The following is a 16,318-nucleotide window of genomic DNA, read 5'->3' as shown; positions in this document are numbered from 1 at the left end:
CAGGCATCCGACACAATGACCTGCGTACAGTAGTCAGCTAGTCGCACTGAGTACGCACGGGTTTCCCCGGATGTTCTTTTACCGAGTGGTAGGCCAGACTGTGTCGGCAAAGACACATGGAGGACGGCAGCAGTGAACGTGATCGACCAGGCGAAAGCCAAGATCGAGCTGGCCAAGGCCGGCCCGGGGCCCGCCGAGCACGAGGAACTTCTCCAGCTCGTCTACCGGCTGTGGGCGCTCGCACTGCTGCTCAAGATGCTCGGCGCCTCCTGGGACGTGTCCTGGCACTTCAAGTGGCTGCGCGACGACCTGGCCCCGCCGCACCTGCTGAACACCACCGGCACCATGCTGGCCATCGCGCTGGTCCTGTTCCACAGCTACACCGGCTTCGGCATGGACAAGGCAGCGCTGCGCCTCGTCCAGTCCGGCACGGCCGTCTTCCTGATCGCCATCCCGATCGACCTGCTCAACCACGAGATCAACGGGCTCGACATCACGTCGTGGAGCTACAGCCACGCGCTGCTCTACATCGGGACCGCGATGATGATCGCCGGGGTGATCTGGGGCTGGTACCGCAACGGCAACGCCCCGTTCCTCGCCGTGGCCTTCTGGCTGTTCTTCCTGGAGAACGTGCTGTTCCCCAACCAGCACCAGGAGTACGGCGTGCTGTCCATCGCCGCCTGGGACCGTGGCGCGCCCTACGCCGAGCCGAGCCTCCTCGAATTCGCCGCGAACCAGATCTCGCGTCCCGTCGACCGCGAGGCCGTCCTCAACTTCGCGATGCCCGTCGAGTCCTGGGTGTATCCGGTGTGGGCCGGCGTCGCCGGGCTGATCGTGCTGATCGCCGCCCGGTACCTGATCGCGCGCCCCTGGGCCGCCACAGCCGTCGCCGGCATCTACGTCGCGTACCGTGCCGTGGCCTGGCTGCTGCTGACCGGTACGGACTTCCCGCCGTCCACTGTGCCCTTCGCGCTGGTGGCCGGTGCCGTGGCCGTGGATCTCGCGTTCCTGCTGCCAGGGGCCGCGAAGGTCGCCGGGGCCGTGGCCGCGCCCGCGGCGCTGTACGGCGGGTTGTGGCTCCAGGACCGGCTGCTCGAAGCCCCGCCGGTCGCCTACGCCTCGATCCTGTACGTGATCCCGGCGCTGCTCGTGCTGTGGGCCGCCGCCGAGTACCTGATCCGCCGGGCACCGGCACCGAGCCGCCGCCTAGCCCAGCCAGCCGTCGCCTGATCCCTGCTTTTCTGGGGCTTTTGCGGGTATTTCCGTTCCGGGAGTACCCGCCACCCCGTACGGGGACCCGCTAACGTCGACAGACATGGCCCGCCGTCCCGCCGCCCCGCCCAGCCCGGTCCCGCCAGCGCCCGCCCCGGCGCCGGAAGAGCCGGGCTTTGTCGGTCCCCTGGTCCTGACGGTCATGATCGTGCTGGTCACGGCCCTGATGCTCGGGCACAGGTGGATCCCGGACGGCTACGGCATCGGCTCGCTCGTCGAGAGCTTCCTGCCCTGGCTGGGCGTGCCGCTGGCGATCCTCGGCGCGATCGCGGTGTTCTTCCGGAGCCGCCCGGCCATGATCGCCGCAACGCTGTCGGTACTGGCCTGGGTCGCCCTCTTCGGCCCCGCCCTCCTGCCGCGTGGCGCGGGCGGATCGGCCGACCTGCGGGTCCTCTCCCACAACGTCTACGCGGCCAACCCCGACCCGGCGGCGACCGGCCGCGCGCTCCGCGAGGCTGACGCCGACGTGATCGCCCTCCAGGAGGTCACGGGCGACGCCTCGGTGAAGTTCCACAGTGAACTCGACAGCACCTACCGCAACCGCACCGAGCGCGGCACCCTGGCCGTCTACAGCAAGTACCCGCTGTCCGACGTCCGCCCGGTGGACATCGGCATGGGCTGGGTCCGGGCGATCCGGATGACGGTCACCGCCCCGAAGGGCCAGGTCACCCTGTACGTCGTGCACCTGGCCTCCATCCGGCTGGGCGCCGGCGGCCTGGCCAGCCAGCGCCGGGACGACACCCTGCGCGCCCTGTCCGCAGCGATCGCCGCCGACCCGGCCCGCCGCCTGATCCTGGCCGGGGACCTGAACACGGCGAGTACCGACCGCAGCCTCGGCGAGCTCACCAGCCAGCTCACCGAGGCCCAGCGCGAGGCCGGCAGCTTCTTCGGCTTCACGTGGCCGGCCGAGCTGCCCCTGGTCCGCCTCGACCACGTCCTGTCCCGGGGCCTGACCATCACCGGCACCCGCGTACTCGGCTCGACAGCCAGCGACCACCGCCCCGTCGAAGCCTCGTTCCGGTTCTGACCTGAAGAGCCCGCTCAGACGGCGGCGAGCTGCTGCGCCCTGGCCTTTGACACTCCGAGCGTCATCGCGATCTCAGCCAGGGAGAATCCCTCCTCGGCCAGGTGATGCGTCACCTTCCGCATGGCCTCCGCAGCACGGCGGTTGGTCTCTTCCGCCTGCTCACGCAGCGACCTGGCCTGGGCGATCTCGACCGTGAACGACTCGGGCAGGACGATCTCCACCTGGACGCCGATGGTTTCCTCCGGCCACTCGCAGGCCAGCGCGACGGCGTCACGGACCATCGCCTCGACCTGACTCAGGCGCCGGGCCTGCGTGTGGATCTCGTGCCCCTCGGGCGTGACGGCCATGACGGCCCACCACTTCCCGCTGCGTTCGGCGCGGGCGTTGATTTCATGGCGCTCCACCTGCGGCTCCTTCCCGGTCATGCCGACAGCCTACGGACTAGGTCGAGGATTCCCCGGGCCGTGAGTTCGCTGATCTCGGTGTGCCTGGGGACCGCGATCGGCATCGGATTACCGCCGATCCGGTAGATGGAATGGCTGCCGCCCTCCCTGTGCAGCTCCAGCACCCTCCCACGCTCACCCGCGATCTTCGCCATCCGCCGAAGGAGATCTCTACGCTTCACAGGAAGTGAGTCTATCCACCCTATACCTTTCCAGTATAGGGTGGATATACCTGCCAGCGTCTCCTATTTTGCATGCTCGCCCGTATACAAAATAGGAGACACCGGCGTAGCTAATTCAGCAGTTCCTGCCAGTCCGGCCTCGTGGCGACCGTGATGAGTTCCTGGGTGGCCCGGGTGAGGACGACGTAGAGGGTGCGCATGCCGGCGGGGGACTCGGTGGCGATGTCGCCCGGTTCGAGGACGACGACGCCGTCGTACTCCAGGCCCTTGGTTTCGAGGCTGCCGACCGCGAAGAGGCGCTCGGGGTCGAGGCCCTCGATCCAGCCGGCCACCTCGGCGCGGCGGGACATGGTGCAGGCGACGCCGATCGTGCCTTCGAGGCGGTCCAGCAGTTCGGCGGCTGCGGCGCGCACCGCTTCCCTGGGGTTGGCGGAGACGCGGTGGGAGGGGGCGAGCCCCGTCGTGCGTACCGCTGAAGGAAGCCGGACCCCCGGCCAGCCGCGACGGGCGATCGCGGCAGCCTCGTTGAAGATCTCGGCGGAGTTGCGGTAGTTGGTGGTCAGCTCGAAGGTGTGGCGCTTGGTGCGGCCGGTGGCCAGGTCGCGGGCCTTGCGGGCCTCGGCGGCGTCCTCCCAGGAGGCCTGGGCCGGGTCGCCGACGATGGTCCAGCTCGCGTACTTGCCGCGCCTGCCGAGCATCCGCCACTGCATCGGCGACAGGTCCTGGGCCTCGTCGATGACGACGTGCGCGTACTCGTCGTAGTTCTCGCTGCGGACGATCGGCTGGCGGGACGCGAACTCACGGTCGGCGGCCGTGGTCAGCTCCCGGATGCCGTCGATCACGTGGAACGGGTCGGTGCGCTTCGGCTTCGGGGGCTCACCGAGCAGCATCCGCAGCTCGTCGAGCAGCGGGATGTCCTGGATGGAGGGTTCTGCGGCGAAGGTCAGCCCCCTCGGGCCGCCGAGGCGGCGGACGAGCTCCGGGTCGCGGAGCCAGCCGAGAACGTCGAGGGGCGTGAGCTGCGGCCACCAGCGGGTGACGAATTCGAGCAGCTCGTTGCGTTCCTTCATGTCGGAGACGAAGGAGTCGCGTTCCTCCACTGTGGCGTTGCGCAGCCGGTCGCGGTAGACCCGCCACAGGTCAGCGATGAGCGCCGCCGCTGCCCGGTTGCGGCCGTGATTCGGGAGGATTCCTCTTTCGTGTACCCGGGCGCGAGCCGCCTTCAACGTCGCCGCGTCGAGCCGCAGCACCTCCCCGCGATAGGTCAGGCGCAGCTCCTGCGGCGTACCGGGCGGGGCCTGCCGGACCAGCCTGACCAGCAGCGAGCGGATGCCCAGCGAGCCCTTCAGCGCCGCCGTCCGCGGGTTGTCGTGCTGGGTGGCCTGCACGCCGTCCACGACGTCACCGAGGGAGCGGAGCGTGACCGCGTTCTCGCCGAGCGACGGGAGCACCCGTTCGATGTAGGTCATGAACACCGGGGACGGGCCGACCACGAGCACGCCGCCGCCCTCGTACCGGCGCCGGTCCGAGTAGAGCAGGTACGCGGCGCGGTGCAGGGCGACCGCCGTCTTCCCCGTACCGGGGCCGCCGGTGATCAGCGTGACGCCGGAGCCGGGTGCCCGGACGGCCTTGTCCTGCTCGGCCTGGATGGTCGCGACGATGTCCCGCATCTGCGCGCTGCGCGCCCGGGTCAGGGCCGCCATCAGCGCGCCGTCGCCGATGACGGTCATGCCCTCGCCCAGTTCCGGGTCGAGCAGGTCGTCCTCGACGCCGAGTACCTTCGGGCCGCTCGACCGGATCACGCGGCGGCGGATGACGCTGAGCCGGTGCTCGGGGGTCGCCTGGTAGAACGGGGCCGCCGCCGGGGCGCGCCAGTCCACCAGCAGCGTGTTCATGGCCTCGTCGCGCAGGCCGAGCCTGCCGACGTAGCGGACCCGGTTACGGCCCTCCGACAGGTCGAGCCGGCCGAAGACCAGCCCCTCGTACTCGCTGTCCAGCGAGCGCAGCCTCCGGGCTGCCTGGTAGACGAAGGCATCCCGCTCGACCAGCGCGCCGGGCGTGCGCGCGTCGACCTGCCGGTAGCCGGCTGCCTCGTTGGCGACCGCCTCGGCGCGCAGCTCGTCCAGCCGGGTGTACACCCGGTCCACGTACTGCTGCTCGGTGGCGATCTCGGTCTCGACGGTCGACGGCGTGTCTGACAACGCGGCTCCGCTCTCCTGCTCACATTTTTGGGCTATGGCAGCTTACGGACCCGTCCCGACGGCACAGATCGGTCCCCGGGCCGATGTTTCCTCCACCCCTTCACGATAGATTTATCCGAGGGATCACCAAGGATGTACCGATAGTTGTGTTTCCTGTACGTTGTCAGGCGTGGACGAGCAGCTAGGCGGCGACCTATCCCGGCTTCGGCAGCTCAACGCGCTGACCGTCGTCCGCGCGCTCCGCGGCCAGCAGCCCCAGGTGGTCTCCGACCTCGTCCGGCGTACCGGGCTGTCCCGGCCGTCCTGCGAGGATCTCCTCGGCGTCCTGCTCGACCAGGGCTGGGCCGCCGTCGAGCCGCCAGCGGCCGGCGGGCTGGGCAGGCCTGCCCGGCGGTACAGGTTCCGCGCGGAGGCCGGCCGGGTGCTCGGCATGGACATCGGCGCGTACCACGTCCGGGCGGCGATCGGTGACCTCGACGGCGCCGTGCTCGCCACCGCCCACCTCCAGATCGAGCCGGGCTGCTCGTACCAGGAGCGGTTCGCCGCCGTGGACGCCGCGGCCGGCGAGTGCCTGCGGTCCGCCGGGCTCACGCCTGCCAGCCTGTGGGCCGTCACCGCCGGTACCACGGGCATCGTCGACCGGGCCGGCACGGTCACCCGCTCCGACTCCATCCCCGACTGGGCCGGGGCTCCGCTGCTGGCGCACCTGGAGAGCCAGTACGCGTGCCCGGTCGTCGTCGAGAACGATTCCAAGCTCGCCGCGCTCGCCGAGCACCGGCGGGGCGTGGCCCGGCACGTCCAGCACCTCGTCTTCCTGCACGCCGGCCGGCGTACCGGAGCCGCGATGATCCTGGCCGGCTCGCTCTACCACGGGCACACCGGCGCGACGGGCGAGATCGGCACCCTCCCGGCCTCCCGGTGGGCCGGGGCGGCCCCGGAGCTGCTGGCCAGCCCGGTCGTCCCGGACGGCACGCCAGCCGAGGTCGCCGGGGAGCTGCTGTTCGCCGCGGCGCGGGGCGGGGACGCCACGGCCGTCGCGGCAGTCGCGGCGTACACGAAAAGACTCGCTGTCGGGGCGGCGGCGCTGGTGCTGACCCTCGACCCGCAGCTGGTCGTCCTCGGCGGCGGCTTCTCCCGCTCCGGCGACGTCCTGGTCGAGCCGCTGCGCGCGGCCCTCGCCGAGCTCTGCCCCGAATCGCCGCCGCTGGTGGTCTCGTCACTGGGCGCGGACAGCGTGACGCTCGGAGCGCTCAGCTACGCGGCCGAGGAGCTGGAGAAACGCCTCTTCTCCGTCGACTCCCCCGGCCTCCCCCAGCCCGTGCCGCCGACCCGCTGACCGCTACCTGTACGGCCCGGCCTTCCACGTGATCTCCGCCAGCGTGTCCTGCCCGGCCTGGTTCGGGTGGAAGAAGTCCACCGGGGACAGCTGCGAGACCGTGAAGTCGTACCGGCTGACCGCCCCGCCGTCGTAGTCACAGTTGCGCCCGTAGCCGGAGCAGACGGCCGACAGCGCGCGGTTGAAGGCGCGCACCCGGTCGCGGACGTCGTTACGGCGCTGCCGGTCGGCGCTGGCCTGCGAGACCGGGTTCGCCAGCATGCTCCGGCACACGCCAGCCGCGCCCCACACCCGCACGACGGCCTGGTTGGTGTGCCCGATCTCCCACAGCCGGTACAGGTCGGGCATGCTCGCCACGAAGACCTTCGCGTTCGGCAGGCCCTGCTTCAGCGTCCTCAGCGCGGTGTCGACCTGCGCGCGGAAGTCCTCCGGGCTGGTCATCTCGCCCGCTGACGGACGGCAGGCGTCATTCGCGCCGATCTGGATCGTCACGTACTGGGCGCCCTTGGCCACGGCCTGCTGCGCCTGCGCGTTGAGCCCGCTGGCCCGTGAACCGGACACCGACAGGTTCCACGCGCGGCCGTCGATCGCCGGGTTGGCCGCGCGGATCCGCTGGTAGTGGCTCCGGGTCTGCGAACCGTCCCCTGTGGACCACGAGTTGCGGTGGCAGGGCTGCGGGAGCAGGCAGGAAGCGAACCCGGCGGTGATCGAGTCGCCCAGGGCCGCCATCGAGGACGGCAGGCCCTTGCCCGTCGAGGTCGGCCCCGGGCCAGGACCAGGATTCCCCGACTTGCAGGCAAAGGCGGCGATGGACGCGAGAGCGAGCAGAGCCACGGCTATCCGGCGCACGCGGACAAGCCTACTGGCATAACCGCCCAATGAGGACAGTCAGATATCCGGCTGGCACCTCGCCATTCATTCACGTTCCGCCACCTGCGCACTCCACGCCAGCATCTCGCCCAGCGGAACAGCACCTTGTGTCGATCTCAGCCGATGGATACGAAGAGTGCTTGGCTTCTCAACAGGAGGTAACTGTCCTCATGAGACGACGACTGCTGGCTCTCGGAACCGCACTGACCCTCGCGCTCGCCTCGCTGACCGTCCCGGCCGGCCCCGCGCAGGCGGCCGTCGGCGACCTGGCCTGCACCGGAGCCGCCCAGGCGACCTTCACTCCCGCCCTCACCAGCGGTGGCACGGTCGCCGTGTCCGCCACCGGCACACTCACCGGCTGCGTCTCCGTCAACGGCGCCTACACCCAGCTGAAGTCGGCGACCCTCACCGCCTCCGGCACAGCGACAGCAGCACCCGGCCTCAACCCGTGCACCCTGGTCCTGACCATCACCCTCACCGGGACGCTGACCTGGACGCCGACCGGCCAGCAGAGCGGCATCTCCGCCGTCCTGAACACCAACCTGGCCACGGGCAGCGCCGCCGTGAGCATCCAGGTGAACACCGGCCCCCTGGCCGGCGACACCGGTACCGAGGCCCCGGTCGTCACCCCGAACCTGGACTGCCTCTTCAACGGCCTGAACGCCCTCAACGCGACTCTGGTCGTCTTCTCCTTCAACTGAGGACAAGCCACCACTCCCCAGTGGACGGCCACTTTCCGCCCCCGGTACAAAATCAAAGATCTTGATCTGAGTCTTTGATCTAACCCGAAGTGGCCCGGTGAGCGGAAATCTGACAAGCAACGCGGAAGCCCGTGTACTGGTTGTACACGGGCTTTTGCGTTGCGCAGCTCAGATTTTCGCTCACCGGGTCCAAACGGTCAGTTGGCCCATTGGGAGTAGGGGATTACCCAGTCTCCCCAGCCGTCGCCCGGCTCCAGCATCTTCGGCCCGTTCTTCACGTCGACGATGTCGCCCTGGCCGAAGGTCTCGTAGAACCACTGGGCGTTGCCCGGGCCGACGTTGATGCAGCCGTGTGAGTCGTTGACCTTGCCGAGGTCGCCGAGCTTCCAGTCGCGCAGGTGGACGTACTCACCGGCGTAGGAGATGTGCACGGCGTAGCCGATGACCTGGTCGTAGGACTCGGTGGTGCCCGCGGGGACGCCGTAGCTGGCGGAGGTCATCCGGACGGGGTTCTGCTTGCCGATGACGACGTGGGGGCCCTTGCGGGTCCAGTAGTCGACGGTCTTGCCGTTGGCGAAGTTCTTCACGCCGCCCTTGCCGAGGCTGACCGGGAACTCCTTGACCAGGGCCCCGTCGATGTAGACCTGCATCTTCTTCGAGTCCGGGTCGGCGATCGCGATCTTCGACTTGCCGATCGAGAAGGTGGTCGAGCGGTCGTCCTCGCCGTAGAGGCCGCCGCCGAGGTCGACGCCGTAGACAGCGGCCTTGACGGTGACCTTGGTGCCGGTCTTCCAGTACTCCTTGGGCCGCCAGTGCACCTCGCTGTCGCTGAACCAGCGCCAGCCGCCCTCCACCTGCGGGGAGGTCGTGACCGACAGGTGCTGCATCGCGGCCTTGCGGTCCTTGATCTTCTCGTCGAACTTGACGATGACCGGCTGGCCGACGCCGAACGTCCCGTTGCCGGGCGTGATGGTCGGCATGGTCTTGTTGGCGGGCTTGAGGGTGGTGAACTGGCTGGTCGCCTCGCTCTTCTTCCCCTCGGCCGTCACCGCGGAAGCCTTGACCGTGTAGCTCTTCTCGTAGCCGAGCGGCTCACCGAGCGTCCAGCTCTTCTTGTCCTCCGCGAGGGTGCCCTTGACTTCCTTGCCAGCCTGGTTGGTCATGACGACCTGTTCCAGGGTGCCGTTGTCCACTTTGACCGTCACGGCGCTCAGGCTGGGGCTGGCGCCCGTCGCGCCGTTGGCCGGGGTGATCGTGATGGCGGCCTCGGCCTGAGCCGGCTTTCCGGCTCCTGCGGTCTGCTGGCCCGATTCGGGCTGCGCTCCCGATGCTCCGGACTTCTTCCCCTCTTCCGGGCCGCAGGCGGCCAGGACGGGAAGCGCCAGGGCACCTGCGAGAGCGCCGAGCACTCCGCGGCGCGACCGAACCGACATTGCAGCCACCTTTCCTTGGGCAGTCGTCCATCCAGGGTCCCCGCCGCTTCAGGGCGCGCGCAAGCCGTGGATCCGTGACATTAAACGCTGCGACTGATGTGGATGGTTGCACGCGGCGCGAATGATCCGCCAATCTGTTCCGCCCTGTTCCGCGGATCGCAATATTTGCCTGCGGTCATGTGTGCGCAGGTGGGTACATGCAGGTCATAGCAAGATCTGAGACCCAAATAAAGGTCTATTCATGATGTACCGGCACAGATAGCGTTACCTCCACGAGAGATGATGAAACGGTCATCTCCGGCGAAAGGAGAACGTCATGTTGCTCGGCATCGGCGTACTGATCGCTCCCTGGTGGCACCACTGCTGTCACTTCTGGCCCTGGTGACACACCAGCCGTAGTGACAGGCCAGCTCCGGTGACACCGAGGCCCCCGCGCGACGCACCGCACGGGGGCCTCTCCTGTGGACTGTCCACTGACTACTGGGCGGTCTTCTTCCCGGCTCGCGCGTACGCCGCGGCGGCCAGCCCCAGAGCCAGCAGCCCTGCGACCAGCCCGCCGTAGCCGACGACCAGCGAGACACCGTCGCTCTTCTCGTCCTTCGCGTCCGCGGACTTCGCGGCAGCAGCCGGAGCCGGGGCGGTGTCGGACACCAGCTTCAGCACCGGAGCTGGCTTGGCCGGCTCCTCGGCACCCGTCTTCTCCTCGATCCAGCGGACGACGTTACCGTCCGAATAGGTCTGGATCGCCTTGAACACCATCTGGTCTGCCTGCGGGAGCGCGCCGACCGACACCGGGAACTCCTGGAACTGGCCGGGCTTGATCTGCGCGTCCTCCGAGGTCGCCGTCCACGTGATCTTCGTGACCGCCTCGGTGATCTTCCGGCCGTGCGACTCCAGCGGCGTGGCCAGCTTGGTCTTCACCAGCTCGGCGGTCCAGCCGGGTACCGGCTGGGTGCGCACCGACGACATCGGCTGCGACTCGGGCAGGTTGACCTCGAGCTTGACGGTCGAGGCCGTGTCGCTCTCGTTCGGCACGCGGAACACCACGCGGGCGTAGCCGCCCTTCTTCGCCTGTCCGTCCACGGTGACGTGTGCGGCCGCCGGGGCGGCGGTGGCGAGGACAACGGCAGCGGCGCCGAGGCCTGCGAGGAGTACGCGCAGCTTACGCATGACAGTTTGACCTTTCGGTTACTTGATCTGGACGACTTGGCTGACGGTGGCCTGGTTGATGTCCGAGACGCGCAGCGTGACCCGCAGCTGCCAGGCTCCGGCCGCTGGGAAGGTCAGCTCGCCGGTCGCGTGGTCGGAGGTGAGCGCCAGTACCGGCACGTCGACGGGCTCGATGCCCTGGGCGGGAAGCGCGATGCTCACCCCCCACTCCTCCACCTTGATCGGCTGGCCCTCGGGGGTGAACGCGTACATGTGCAGGGTGTTGCTGCCGGTGGACCCCGGGTCGAGTTCGAGCTGGACCCGGAAGTACTGGCTGGTGAGGGTCGCGGAGAACGGCAGGTCGCGCGAGGAGGGCAGCGCGATCGCCGTCCGGGCCGGCGTGGTCTGCACCAGCAGCGCCGTCACGACCAGGACCACGGCGATGACGCCGATCTCGCCGATGACCAGCTTGCGCAGCGGGTTGGTGCGGGCCAGGGCGATCAGCTTGCGGGCGTAGAAGGCCACGCCCATCAGCACGGCCAGCAGCCCGGCCTTGATCAGGACGTACTGCCCGTACCGGGTCTTGAACAGCGCTTCGAGGGTGCCGATCTCGATCAGCGCCTGGGCGAGGCCGGCCACGACGAGCGCGGCGACAGCCCAGCCGGCCCAGCGGGACCAGACCGGGAGGATCGCGCCGAGTTCGCGTTCGTTGCCCTTGGGCAGCAGGTACGCGGCGAGCCCGGCCAGGCCGCCGAGCCAGACGGCCATCGCGAGCAGGTGCACCGCGTCCACCCCGACCGTCAGCGGCGGGGCCGGCGAGGCGCTCGGGTGCCCGGCGAGCGGCCAGGTCAGCGAGCCGGCCGCAGCCAGCACGCCGAGGAGGACCTGGTCGGAGCGCACCGCCGTGCCCGCCAGTACCCGGCGGGCGAACGGGACTGCTGCCAGGAGTATCGCCAGCCGGGCCAGGCCGGCGAACCCGTACTTGCTGCTGAGCACCTCGGACAGATCACTGCCGGAGACCTCGAAGAGGCCGGAACCGGTGACGTACGGCGCCTGGAGGTACAAGCCGAGGACCGTGCTCCCCGCCAGCAGCCCGAACCCGCTCCACACCAGCCTGCGCGGCCGGGCCAGCCTGGCAGGCCACAGCGCCGTGGCCAGCATCAGCGGGCCGGTCATCAGGGCCAGGCCGGCATAGCCGAGGTACTTGGCCGCCGGCACGAGCTTCTTCACGACCGGGTCGACCTCGGCCTCGCCGTTGCCGTCCGGGACCGTCGGCGTCGACGACACCGTGCCGATCGAGAACGAGAAGCCACCGGAGATCGGGTGGCTGTCCTCGGAGAGGATGCGGTAGGTGACCAGGTACGTGCCGCGCGGCGGGTCCTCGCGCAGCCCGATCACCACCTCCGCGCCGGTCACCTTCGGCTCGCCCCGCTCGGCGCGCCTGCCGTCCGGGCCGATGATCCGCAGCTGGCCGGGGACGACGTCGACGGACTCGCTGAAGTACAGCTTGATGTCGCGCGGGGCCTGCTCGACGAGTGAACCGGCAGGCGGGTCCGTCCGCAGCAGCGCGGCGTGCGCGCTGGCAGGCCCGGCCGGCAGCAGGACGGCGATCAGCGCCGCGAGCAGCGCGAGAAGGGTGAGGCCCGTTTTCTTCACGGTCTGACCGTAGCGGGGGCTCCCGTACCGGCAGCGGAGGTGCGCCCCAGCGCCCACAGCAGCCCCGCCTGCACCAGCGCGACCAGGTGCCCGGTCTCGTGCGCGAGGGCCGTGGAGTCGTTCAGCACGTCCATGCTGCTCGTCAGCGCGAAGCAGAAGGCCAGGACGGCCGCCACGGGTACGAAGGCACGCGCCCGGGCCGGCTGCCACGCAGCGAGCAGGAACCCGACCGCCAGCGCGATGTCGAAGGAGGCCATCTCGCGGCTGGCGTGCGGGCCGGCGCCTCCGTCCAGGAGTACCGGAAGAGCGAGCAGGAGCTGGATCACAGCCGCGGCACCGACAGCGATCCGGAGGATCTGCCACCTGGCGCGCCGGGCAGCACGCTCCTGGTCGATGACGGCGGCGAGCACCCGCTCGGTCAGGTCAGGGACCTGGACGGGAACCGCGACCATCCGGTTGACCTGCTCGGCTCGCAGTTTCCACTCCCGGCAGGCCGCGCAGCCCGACAGGTGGGCAGCCGTCTGCTCTGCCGAGAGTTCCGCCGCCTCACCGTCGAAGTGGGCAGACAGCGCCGCCCGGACCGCACCACAGTTCATGTACTGGTAGTCGGGCAGCGGCCCGCGCGAGTTCCCGTGACCCGCGACACTCCCGTATTCTCGGCTCTTGTGAATCCCCCTCTCGATCCGGCGACGCGCTGGGCGCTCGCCGCTCGGGACGGCGACCCGGTCGCGCAGGCGGCGCTGGTCAGGGAGACCCAGGCCGAGGTGTGGCGGCTGTGCGCGGCGCTGACCGGCACCGGGACGGCCGACGACCTCACCCAGGAGACGTACCTGCGGGCCTTCCGCGCCCTGCCGAAGTTCGAGGCCAGGTCCACGGTGCGCACGTGGCTGCTCGGCATCGCCCGCCGGGCCTGCGCCGACCACATCCGGGTGGTCGTCAGGCAGCGCCGGGCCGACGGGGCCTTCGAGGCCGCCGGGCACCAGCCGGACCCGGTCGGCGGGATCAGCGGGCGCGACCTGCTGGCCCGGTTGCCCGCCGAGCGCCGGACGGCCTTCGTCCTCACCCAGGTGCTCGGGTTGTCCTATGCCGAGGCCGCTGAGATCGAATCAGTGCCTATTGGGACAATCAGGTCGCGAGTCGCTCGGGCTCGCGCCGATCTGGTGGACGCTGTCTCGGCGGCGCTCACCGTCTGACACACCTTCCGGGGGGATGGTGCAGCTTCTTGACGTTCCCGTGGCGGCTCCTGTGAGCCGCTGGAATCCGATTTTTAGTACTATTTGCCGACTACTGCTGGCCGGGGTATGGCTCTGGGCCGGCGGTTCGAAGATCACAGACCTGAGCGGCTCGGTACGCGCCGTCAACGCCTACGAGCTGCTCCCGCCCACGATGGCGCAGATCGTCGGGGCGGCACTTCCGTTCGTCGAGGTGACCCTCGGGCTGCTCATGCTCGCCGGGCTGTTCACCCGGCAGGTCGCGCTGGTGTCGATCGCGCTGCTGAGCGTGTTCGTCTTCGGGATCATCTCCGCCTGGGTCCGGGGCCTGCAGATCGACTGCGGCTGCTTCAGCAAGGGCGGGGCGCTCGGCGAGGGCGAGTCCCCCAATTACTTTTGGGAGACTTTGCGCGATATAGGCTTTATGGCCGCCGCTGGATTCCTGGTACTCCGGCCCCGGACGTGGTTCTCGCTCGACGGGTTCCTCGCCGGCACCCCGGCCGGGTCAGCGGACGAGCCGCGGTCAGCAGAAGAGTCGACAGAGGACGAAACGTGAGCAAACGAGTCGAGCAGAAGGCCGCGGCGAAGCTCGTCCGGCAGCAGATCGCCGCAGAGGACCGCCGCCGCAAGCTGATCTGGACCACGATCGCCGTGGTCCTGGTCGCGCTGGTCGCCGGCGGCATCGGCTACGGCGTCTGGCAGGCCCAGCAGCCCAGGGACTTCCGGGTGCCGGCCAACGCCACCGCCGAGCAGGACGGCATGACGATCCCCGGCACGTCCGGCAAGGCCAAGGTCGACATCTACCTCGACTACCAGTGCCCGGCGTGCAAGAACCTCGAGGAGGCCATCTCGCCGACCGTCGACCAGTGGATCAAGGACAACAAGATCACACTGGTGTACCACCCGATCACGATCCTCGACCGCTTCTCCGGCGGCACCAAGTACTCCACCCGCTCGGCGGCGGCAGCCGGTTGTGCCTCCGACGGCAACAAGCTCTACGAGTTCACCAAGGCGCTCTTCGCCCAGCAGCCGGCCGAGAACACCCGGGGCCTCACCGACGACCAGATCATCTCGATCGGCGGCACCACCGGGCTGATCGACCCGGCTTTCGCCGCCTGCGTGCGCGACGGCAAGTACCTGGGCTGGGCCGAGAAGATCACCGACGACGCCAGCAAGCGCGGCCTGTCCAGCACGCCGACCATGTACGTCAACGGCACCAAGGTCGACCAGAACAAGCCGCCACTCGAGGAACTCACCCGGATGGTCACCGAGGCCAGCAAGTAGCCTTCCTGTGTGATCAGGGCAGTACTACTGGGCATCGCCGCCGGGCTGGTACTCGCCAGCCCGGCGGCAGCCCACCCCGCCTCCGGCTCCAGCGTCAGCGACTACCGGACGACGGTCACCTCGATCACCCCGGCCGGCCGGGGCATCACCGTCCGCCCCGTCGAAGCCGGCGCCAGCCTCGAACTCCGCTCCCCCAGCGCCACCGTCGAGATCCTCGGCTACTCCGGCGAGCCGTACCTGAGAGCCGGCCCCGGCGGCGCATACCTCAACACCAGCTCCCCCGCCGGATACCTCAACACCGGCAAGCCCTCCGGCGGCGACCCGGCCCTGCCGCCCACGTGGCAGAAGCTCACAGCCACGTCGTCAGTCCGCTGGCACGACCACCGCGCGCACTGGATGGGCCAGCCACCCCCGATCACCCGCACCGAACCAGGCCGCACCCACCGCCTCCGCGACTGGACCATCCCGATCCGGCTCGCCGACGGGGCGACCGGGCAGGTCACGGGCACCCTCGACTGGGTACCCCCACCCCAGCAAGGACTCTGGTGGGCCGGCATCCTCCTCGGCGGCTGCGCCGTGGCCTTCGCGTCCCGGTACCTGCGCCTGGCAGCAGCGATAGCGGGCGCGACAGGGCTCGTGGCGCTCGCCGACACCGCCGGCCGGTACACCGACGCGGAAACACTCCACTCCGGACAGCTGTGGGCAGCGGCAGCGGCACTCGGCATGCTCGCCGCCGCCGGATACGCGGCACTCGGCAAGCCAGCCGCGAACTTCGCCCTCGGCCTCGCAGGCGCAGCCCTCGCCGCACTCGCCGGCCTCACCCAGATCACCGTCCTCACCCACGCCATCGCCCCCGTCCCCTGGGACGGCGCCCTCGCCAGGCTCGCCACCGCCCTCAGCCTCGCCGCCGGAACCGGGCTCGCGGCAGGCGCACTCCTGCACCGCCCCGGCCCGGCTCGCCAGGACATGTCACACGGCGGAGATATCGTGACGACATGACCGAGCGACTCACCGCGGGCGACACCGCGCCCGACTTCACCCTGGCCACCGCCGACGGCGGCCAGCTCGCCCTCAAGGACCTGCGCGGCAAGAAGGTCATCCTCTACGCCTACCCGGCAGCCATGACCCCCGGCTGCACCAAGCAGGCCTGCGACTTCCGCGACTCCCTCGCCTCACTCCAGGCCCAGGGCTACGCCGTCGTCGGCATCTCCCCCGACAAGCCGGAGAAGCTCGCCAAGTTCGCCGAACGCGACGCCATCACCTTCCCCCTCGTCTCCGACCCGGACAAGAGCGTCCTCGACGCCTACGCCGCCTACGGCGAGAAGATGAACTACGGCAAGGTCAGCATGGGCGTCATCCGCTCCACCTTCGTCATCGACGAGGACGGCACCATCGAGCACGCCTTCTACAACGTCAAGGCCACCGGCCACGTAGCCAAACTCCGCCGCGACCTCGGGCTGTGAGGCTGGTTCTCAGGGCGACGACGGCTGCGGATCGCCCTGAGAACCACCACTGCGCCTCAGATCAAAAGCATTTCGGTGTACCGGGGACGC

At 69.8% G+C, this 16,318-nt stretch carries 17 protein-coding genes; 9 read left to right on the top strand and 8 right to left on the bottom strand.

All coding sequences use genetic code 11. From position 1 onward, the window contains the following. The first annotated feature begins 132 nt into the window (after positions 1–132). On the top strand, positions 133–1,230 hold the full coding sequence (locus tag A3G1_RS0103885; protein ID WP_018348156.1) for a hypothetical protein: 1,098 nt from the start codon (positions 133–135) through the stop codon (positions 1,228–1,230). 85 nt (positions 1,231–1,315) lie between these two features. Beyond that, positions 1,316–2,299: an endonuclease/exonuclease/phosphatase family protein gene (locus A3G1_RS32985; protein WP_083936721.1), complete on the top strand. Its 984-nt coding sequence runs from the start codon at positions 1,316–1,318 to the stop codon at positions 2,297–2,299. 14 nt (positions 2,300–2,313) lie between these two features. Here the strand turns inward: A3G1_RS32985 and A3G1_RS0103875 are convergent, their stop codons facing one another. The 3 genes from A3G1_RS0103875 to A3G1_RS0103865 form a co-directional block, all read right to left on the bottom strand. Further along, entirely contained in the window at positions 2,314–2,724 is a 411-nt protein-coding gene (locus tag A3G1_RS0103875) for a hypothetical protein (protein WP_018348154.1), read from the bottom strand. Further along, positions 2,721–2,897, bottom strand: a complete 177-nt coding sequence (locus tag A3G1_RS0103870) for a type II toxin-antitoxin system HicA family toxin (RefSeq protein ID WP_018348153.1) — start codon at positions 2,895–2,897, stop codon at positions 2,721–2,723. Before A3G1_RS0103870 ends, A3G1_RS0103875 begins: the two co-directional genes overlap by 4 nt. A 137-nt stretch (positions 2,898–3,034) precedes the next feature. Next, a complete protein-coding gene (locus A3G1_RS0103865; protein WP_018348152.1) occupies positions 3,035–5,125 on the bottom strand; it encodes a HelD family protein in 2,091 nt (696 codons plus the stop codon). A gap of 169 nt (positions 5,126–5,294) precedes the next feature. Here A3G1_RS0103865 and A3G1_RS0103860 point away from each other — a divergent pair, with 169 nt between their 5' ends. Next, positions 5,295–6,461, top strand: a complete 1,167-nt coding sequence (locus A3G1_RS0103860) for an ROK family protein (protein WP_018348151.1) — start codon at positions 5,295–5,297, stop codon at positions 6,459–6,461. 3 nt (positions 6,462–6,464) lie between these two features. Here the strand turns inward: A3G1_RS0103860 and A3G1_RS0103855 are convergent, their stop codons facing one another. After that, complete coding sequence (locus tag A3G1_RS0103855) at positions 6,465–7,310, bottom strand: SGNH/GDSL hydrolase family protein (protein ID WP_040477334.1); 846 nt, start codon at positions 7,308–7,310, stop codon at positions 6,465–6,467. 191 nt (positions 7,311–7,501) lie between these two features. Here A3G1_RS0103855 and A3G1_RS0103850 point away from each other — a divergent pair, with 191 nt between their 5' ends. Next, positions 7,502–8,032, top strand: a complete 531-nt coding sequence (locus A3G1_RS0103850; protein ID WP_018348149.1) for a hypothetical protein — start codon at positions 7,502–7,504, stop codon at positions 8,030–8,032. A 197-nt stretch (positions 8,033–8,229) separates the two neighbouring features. On the opposite strand, the gene A3G1_RS32980 is transcribed toward A3G1_RS0103850, so the two are convergent. The 4 genes from A3G1_RS32980 to A3G1_RS38065 form a co-directional block, all read right to left on the bottom strand. Continuing rightward, entirely contained in the window at positions 8,230–9,465 is a 1,236-nt protein-coding gene (locus A3G1_RS32980) for a L,D-transpeptidase (protein WP_083936720.1), read from the bottom strand. 477 nt (positions 9,466–9,942) lie between these two features. Further along, a complete protein-coding gene (locus A3G1_RS0103840; RefSeq protein WP_018348147.1) occupies positions 9,943–10,635 on the bottom strand; it encodes a YcnI family protein in 693 nt (230 codons plus the stop codon). A gap of 18 nt (positions 10,636–10,653) precedes the next feature. Beyond that, the gene (locus tag A3G1_RS0103835; RefSeq protein ID WP_018348146.1) at positions 10,654–12,270 is read right to left on the bottom strand and encodes a copper resistance CopC/CopD family protein; all 1,617 of its coding nucleotides are present in this window, start codon (positions 12,268–12,270) and stop codon (positions 10,654–10,656) included. Then, a complete protein-coding gene (locus A3G1_RS38065; protein WP_018348145.1) occupies positions 12,267–12,866 on the bottom strand; it encodes a zf-HC2 domain-containing protein in 600 nt (199 codons plus the stop codon). The genes A3G1_RS0103835 and A3G1_RS38065 overlap by 4 nt, the downstream gene beginning before the upstream one ends. 69 nt (positions 12,867–12,935) lie before the next feature. Here A3G1_RS38065 and A3G1_RS0103825 point away from each other — a divergent pair, with 69 nt between their 5' ends. Genes A3G1_RS0103825 through bcp form a run of 5 tightly spaced genes read left to right on the top strand, consistent with a single transcriptional unit; the run spans position 12,936 to position 16,228 of the window. Beyond that, positions 12,936–13,463, top strand: a complete 528-nt coding sequence (locus A3G1_RS0103825) for a sigma factor (RefSeq protein WP_040477578.1) — start codon at positions 12,936–12,938, stop codon at positions 13,461–13,463. A gap of 16 nt (positions 13,464–13,479) precedes the next feature. Then, a complete protein-coding gene (locus tag A3G1_RS0103820; RefSeq protein WP_018348143.1) occupies positions 13,480–14,037 on the top strand; it encodes a DoxX family protein in 558 nt (185 codons plus the stop codon). Next, on the top strand, positions 14,034–14,765 hold the full coding sequence (locus A3G1_RS0103815; RefSeq protein WP_018348142.1) for a DsbA family protein: 732 nt from the start codon (positions 14,034–14,036) through the stop codon (positions 14,763–14,765). Before A3G1_RS0103820 ends, A3G1_RS0103815 begins: the two co-directional genes overlap by 4 nt. A gap of 9 nt (positions 14,766–14,774) precedes the next feature. Beyond that, positions 14,775–15,764 (top strand): hypothetical protein, encoded by a 990-nt coding sequence (locus tag A3G1_RS32970; protein WP_018348141.1) that lies wholly within the window; start codon positions 14,775–14,777, stop codon positions 15,762–15,764. Continuing rightward, on the top strand, positions 15,761–16,228 hold the full coding sequence (gene bcp / locus A3G1_RS0103805; RefSeq protein ID WP_018348140.1) for a thioredoxin-dependent thiol peroxidase: 468 nt from the start codon (positions 15,761–15,763) through the stop codon (positions 16,226–16,228). The genes A3G1_RS32970 and bcp overlap by 4 nt, the downstream gene beginning before the upstream one ends. The last annotated feature ends 90 nt before the right edge of the window (positions 16,229–16,318 follow it).

Origin of the sequence: Longispora albida DSM 44784, from assembly GCF_000379825.1 — a bacterium.
In the GTDB taxonomy this organism is placed as follows: domain Bacteria; phylum Actinomycetota; class Actinomycetes; order Mycobacteriales; family Micromonosporaceae; genus Longispora; species Longispora albida.
This window is presented reverse-complemented; position numbering and strand designations above follow the sequence as displayed.

Bases quoted from the DNA above. Each gene is read 5' to 3' on its own strand.
- A3G1_RS32985 (WP_083936721.1), top strand. From the start codon at position 1,316: ATGGCCCGCCGTCCCGCCGCCCCGCCCAGCCCGGTCCCGCCAGCGCCC.
- A3G1_RS0103875 (WP_018348154.1), bottom strand. From the start codon at position 2,724: ATGACCGGGAAGGAGCCGCAGGTGGAGCGCCATGAAATCAACGCCCGC.
- A3G1_RS0103870 (WP_018348153.1), bottom strand. From the start codon at position 2,897: ATGGCGAAGATCGCGGGTGAGCGTGGGAGGGTGCTGGAGCTGCACAGG.
- A3G1_RS0103850 (WP_018348149.1), top strand. From the start codon at position 7,502: ATGAGACGACGACTGCTGGCTCTCGGAACCGCACTGACCCTCGCGCTC.
- A3G1_RS32980 (WP_083936720.1), bottom strand. From the start codon at position 9,465: ATGTCGGTTCGGTCGCGCCGCGGAGTGCTCGGCGCTCTCGCAGGTGCC.
- A3G1_RS0103840 (WP_018348147.1), bottom strand. From the start codon at position 10,635: ATGCGTAAGCTGCGCGTACTCCTCGCAGGCCTCGGCGCCGCTGCCGTT.
- A3G1_RS38065 (WP_018348145.1), bottom strand. From the start codon at position 12,866: ATGAACTGTGGTGCGGTCCGGGCGGCGCTGTCTGCCCACTTCGACGGT.
- A3G1_RS0103820 (WP_018348143.1), top strand. From the start codon at position 13,480: ATGGTGCAGCTTCTTGACGTTCCCGTGGCGGCTCCTGTGAGCCGCTGG.
- bcp (WP_018348140.1), top strand. From the start codon at position 15,761: ATGACCGAGCGACTCACCGCGGGCGACACCGCGCCCGACTTCACCCTG.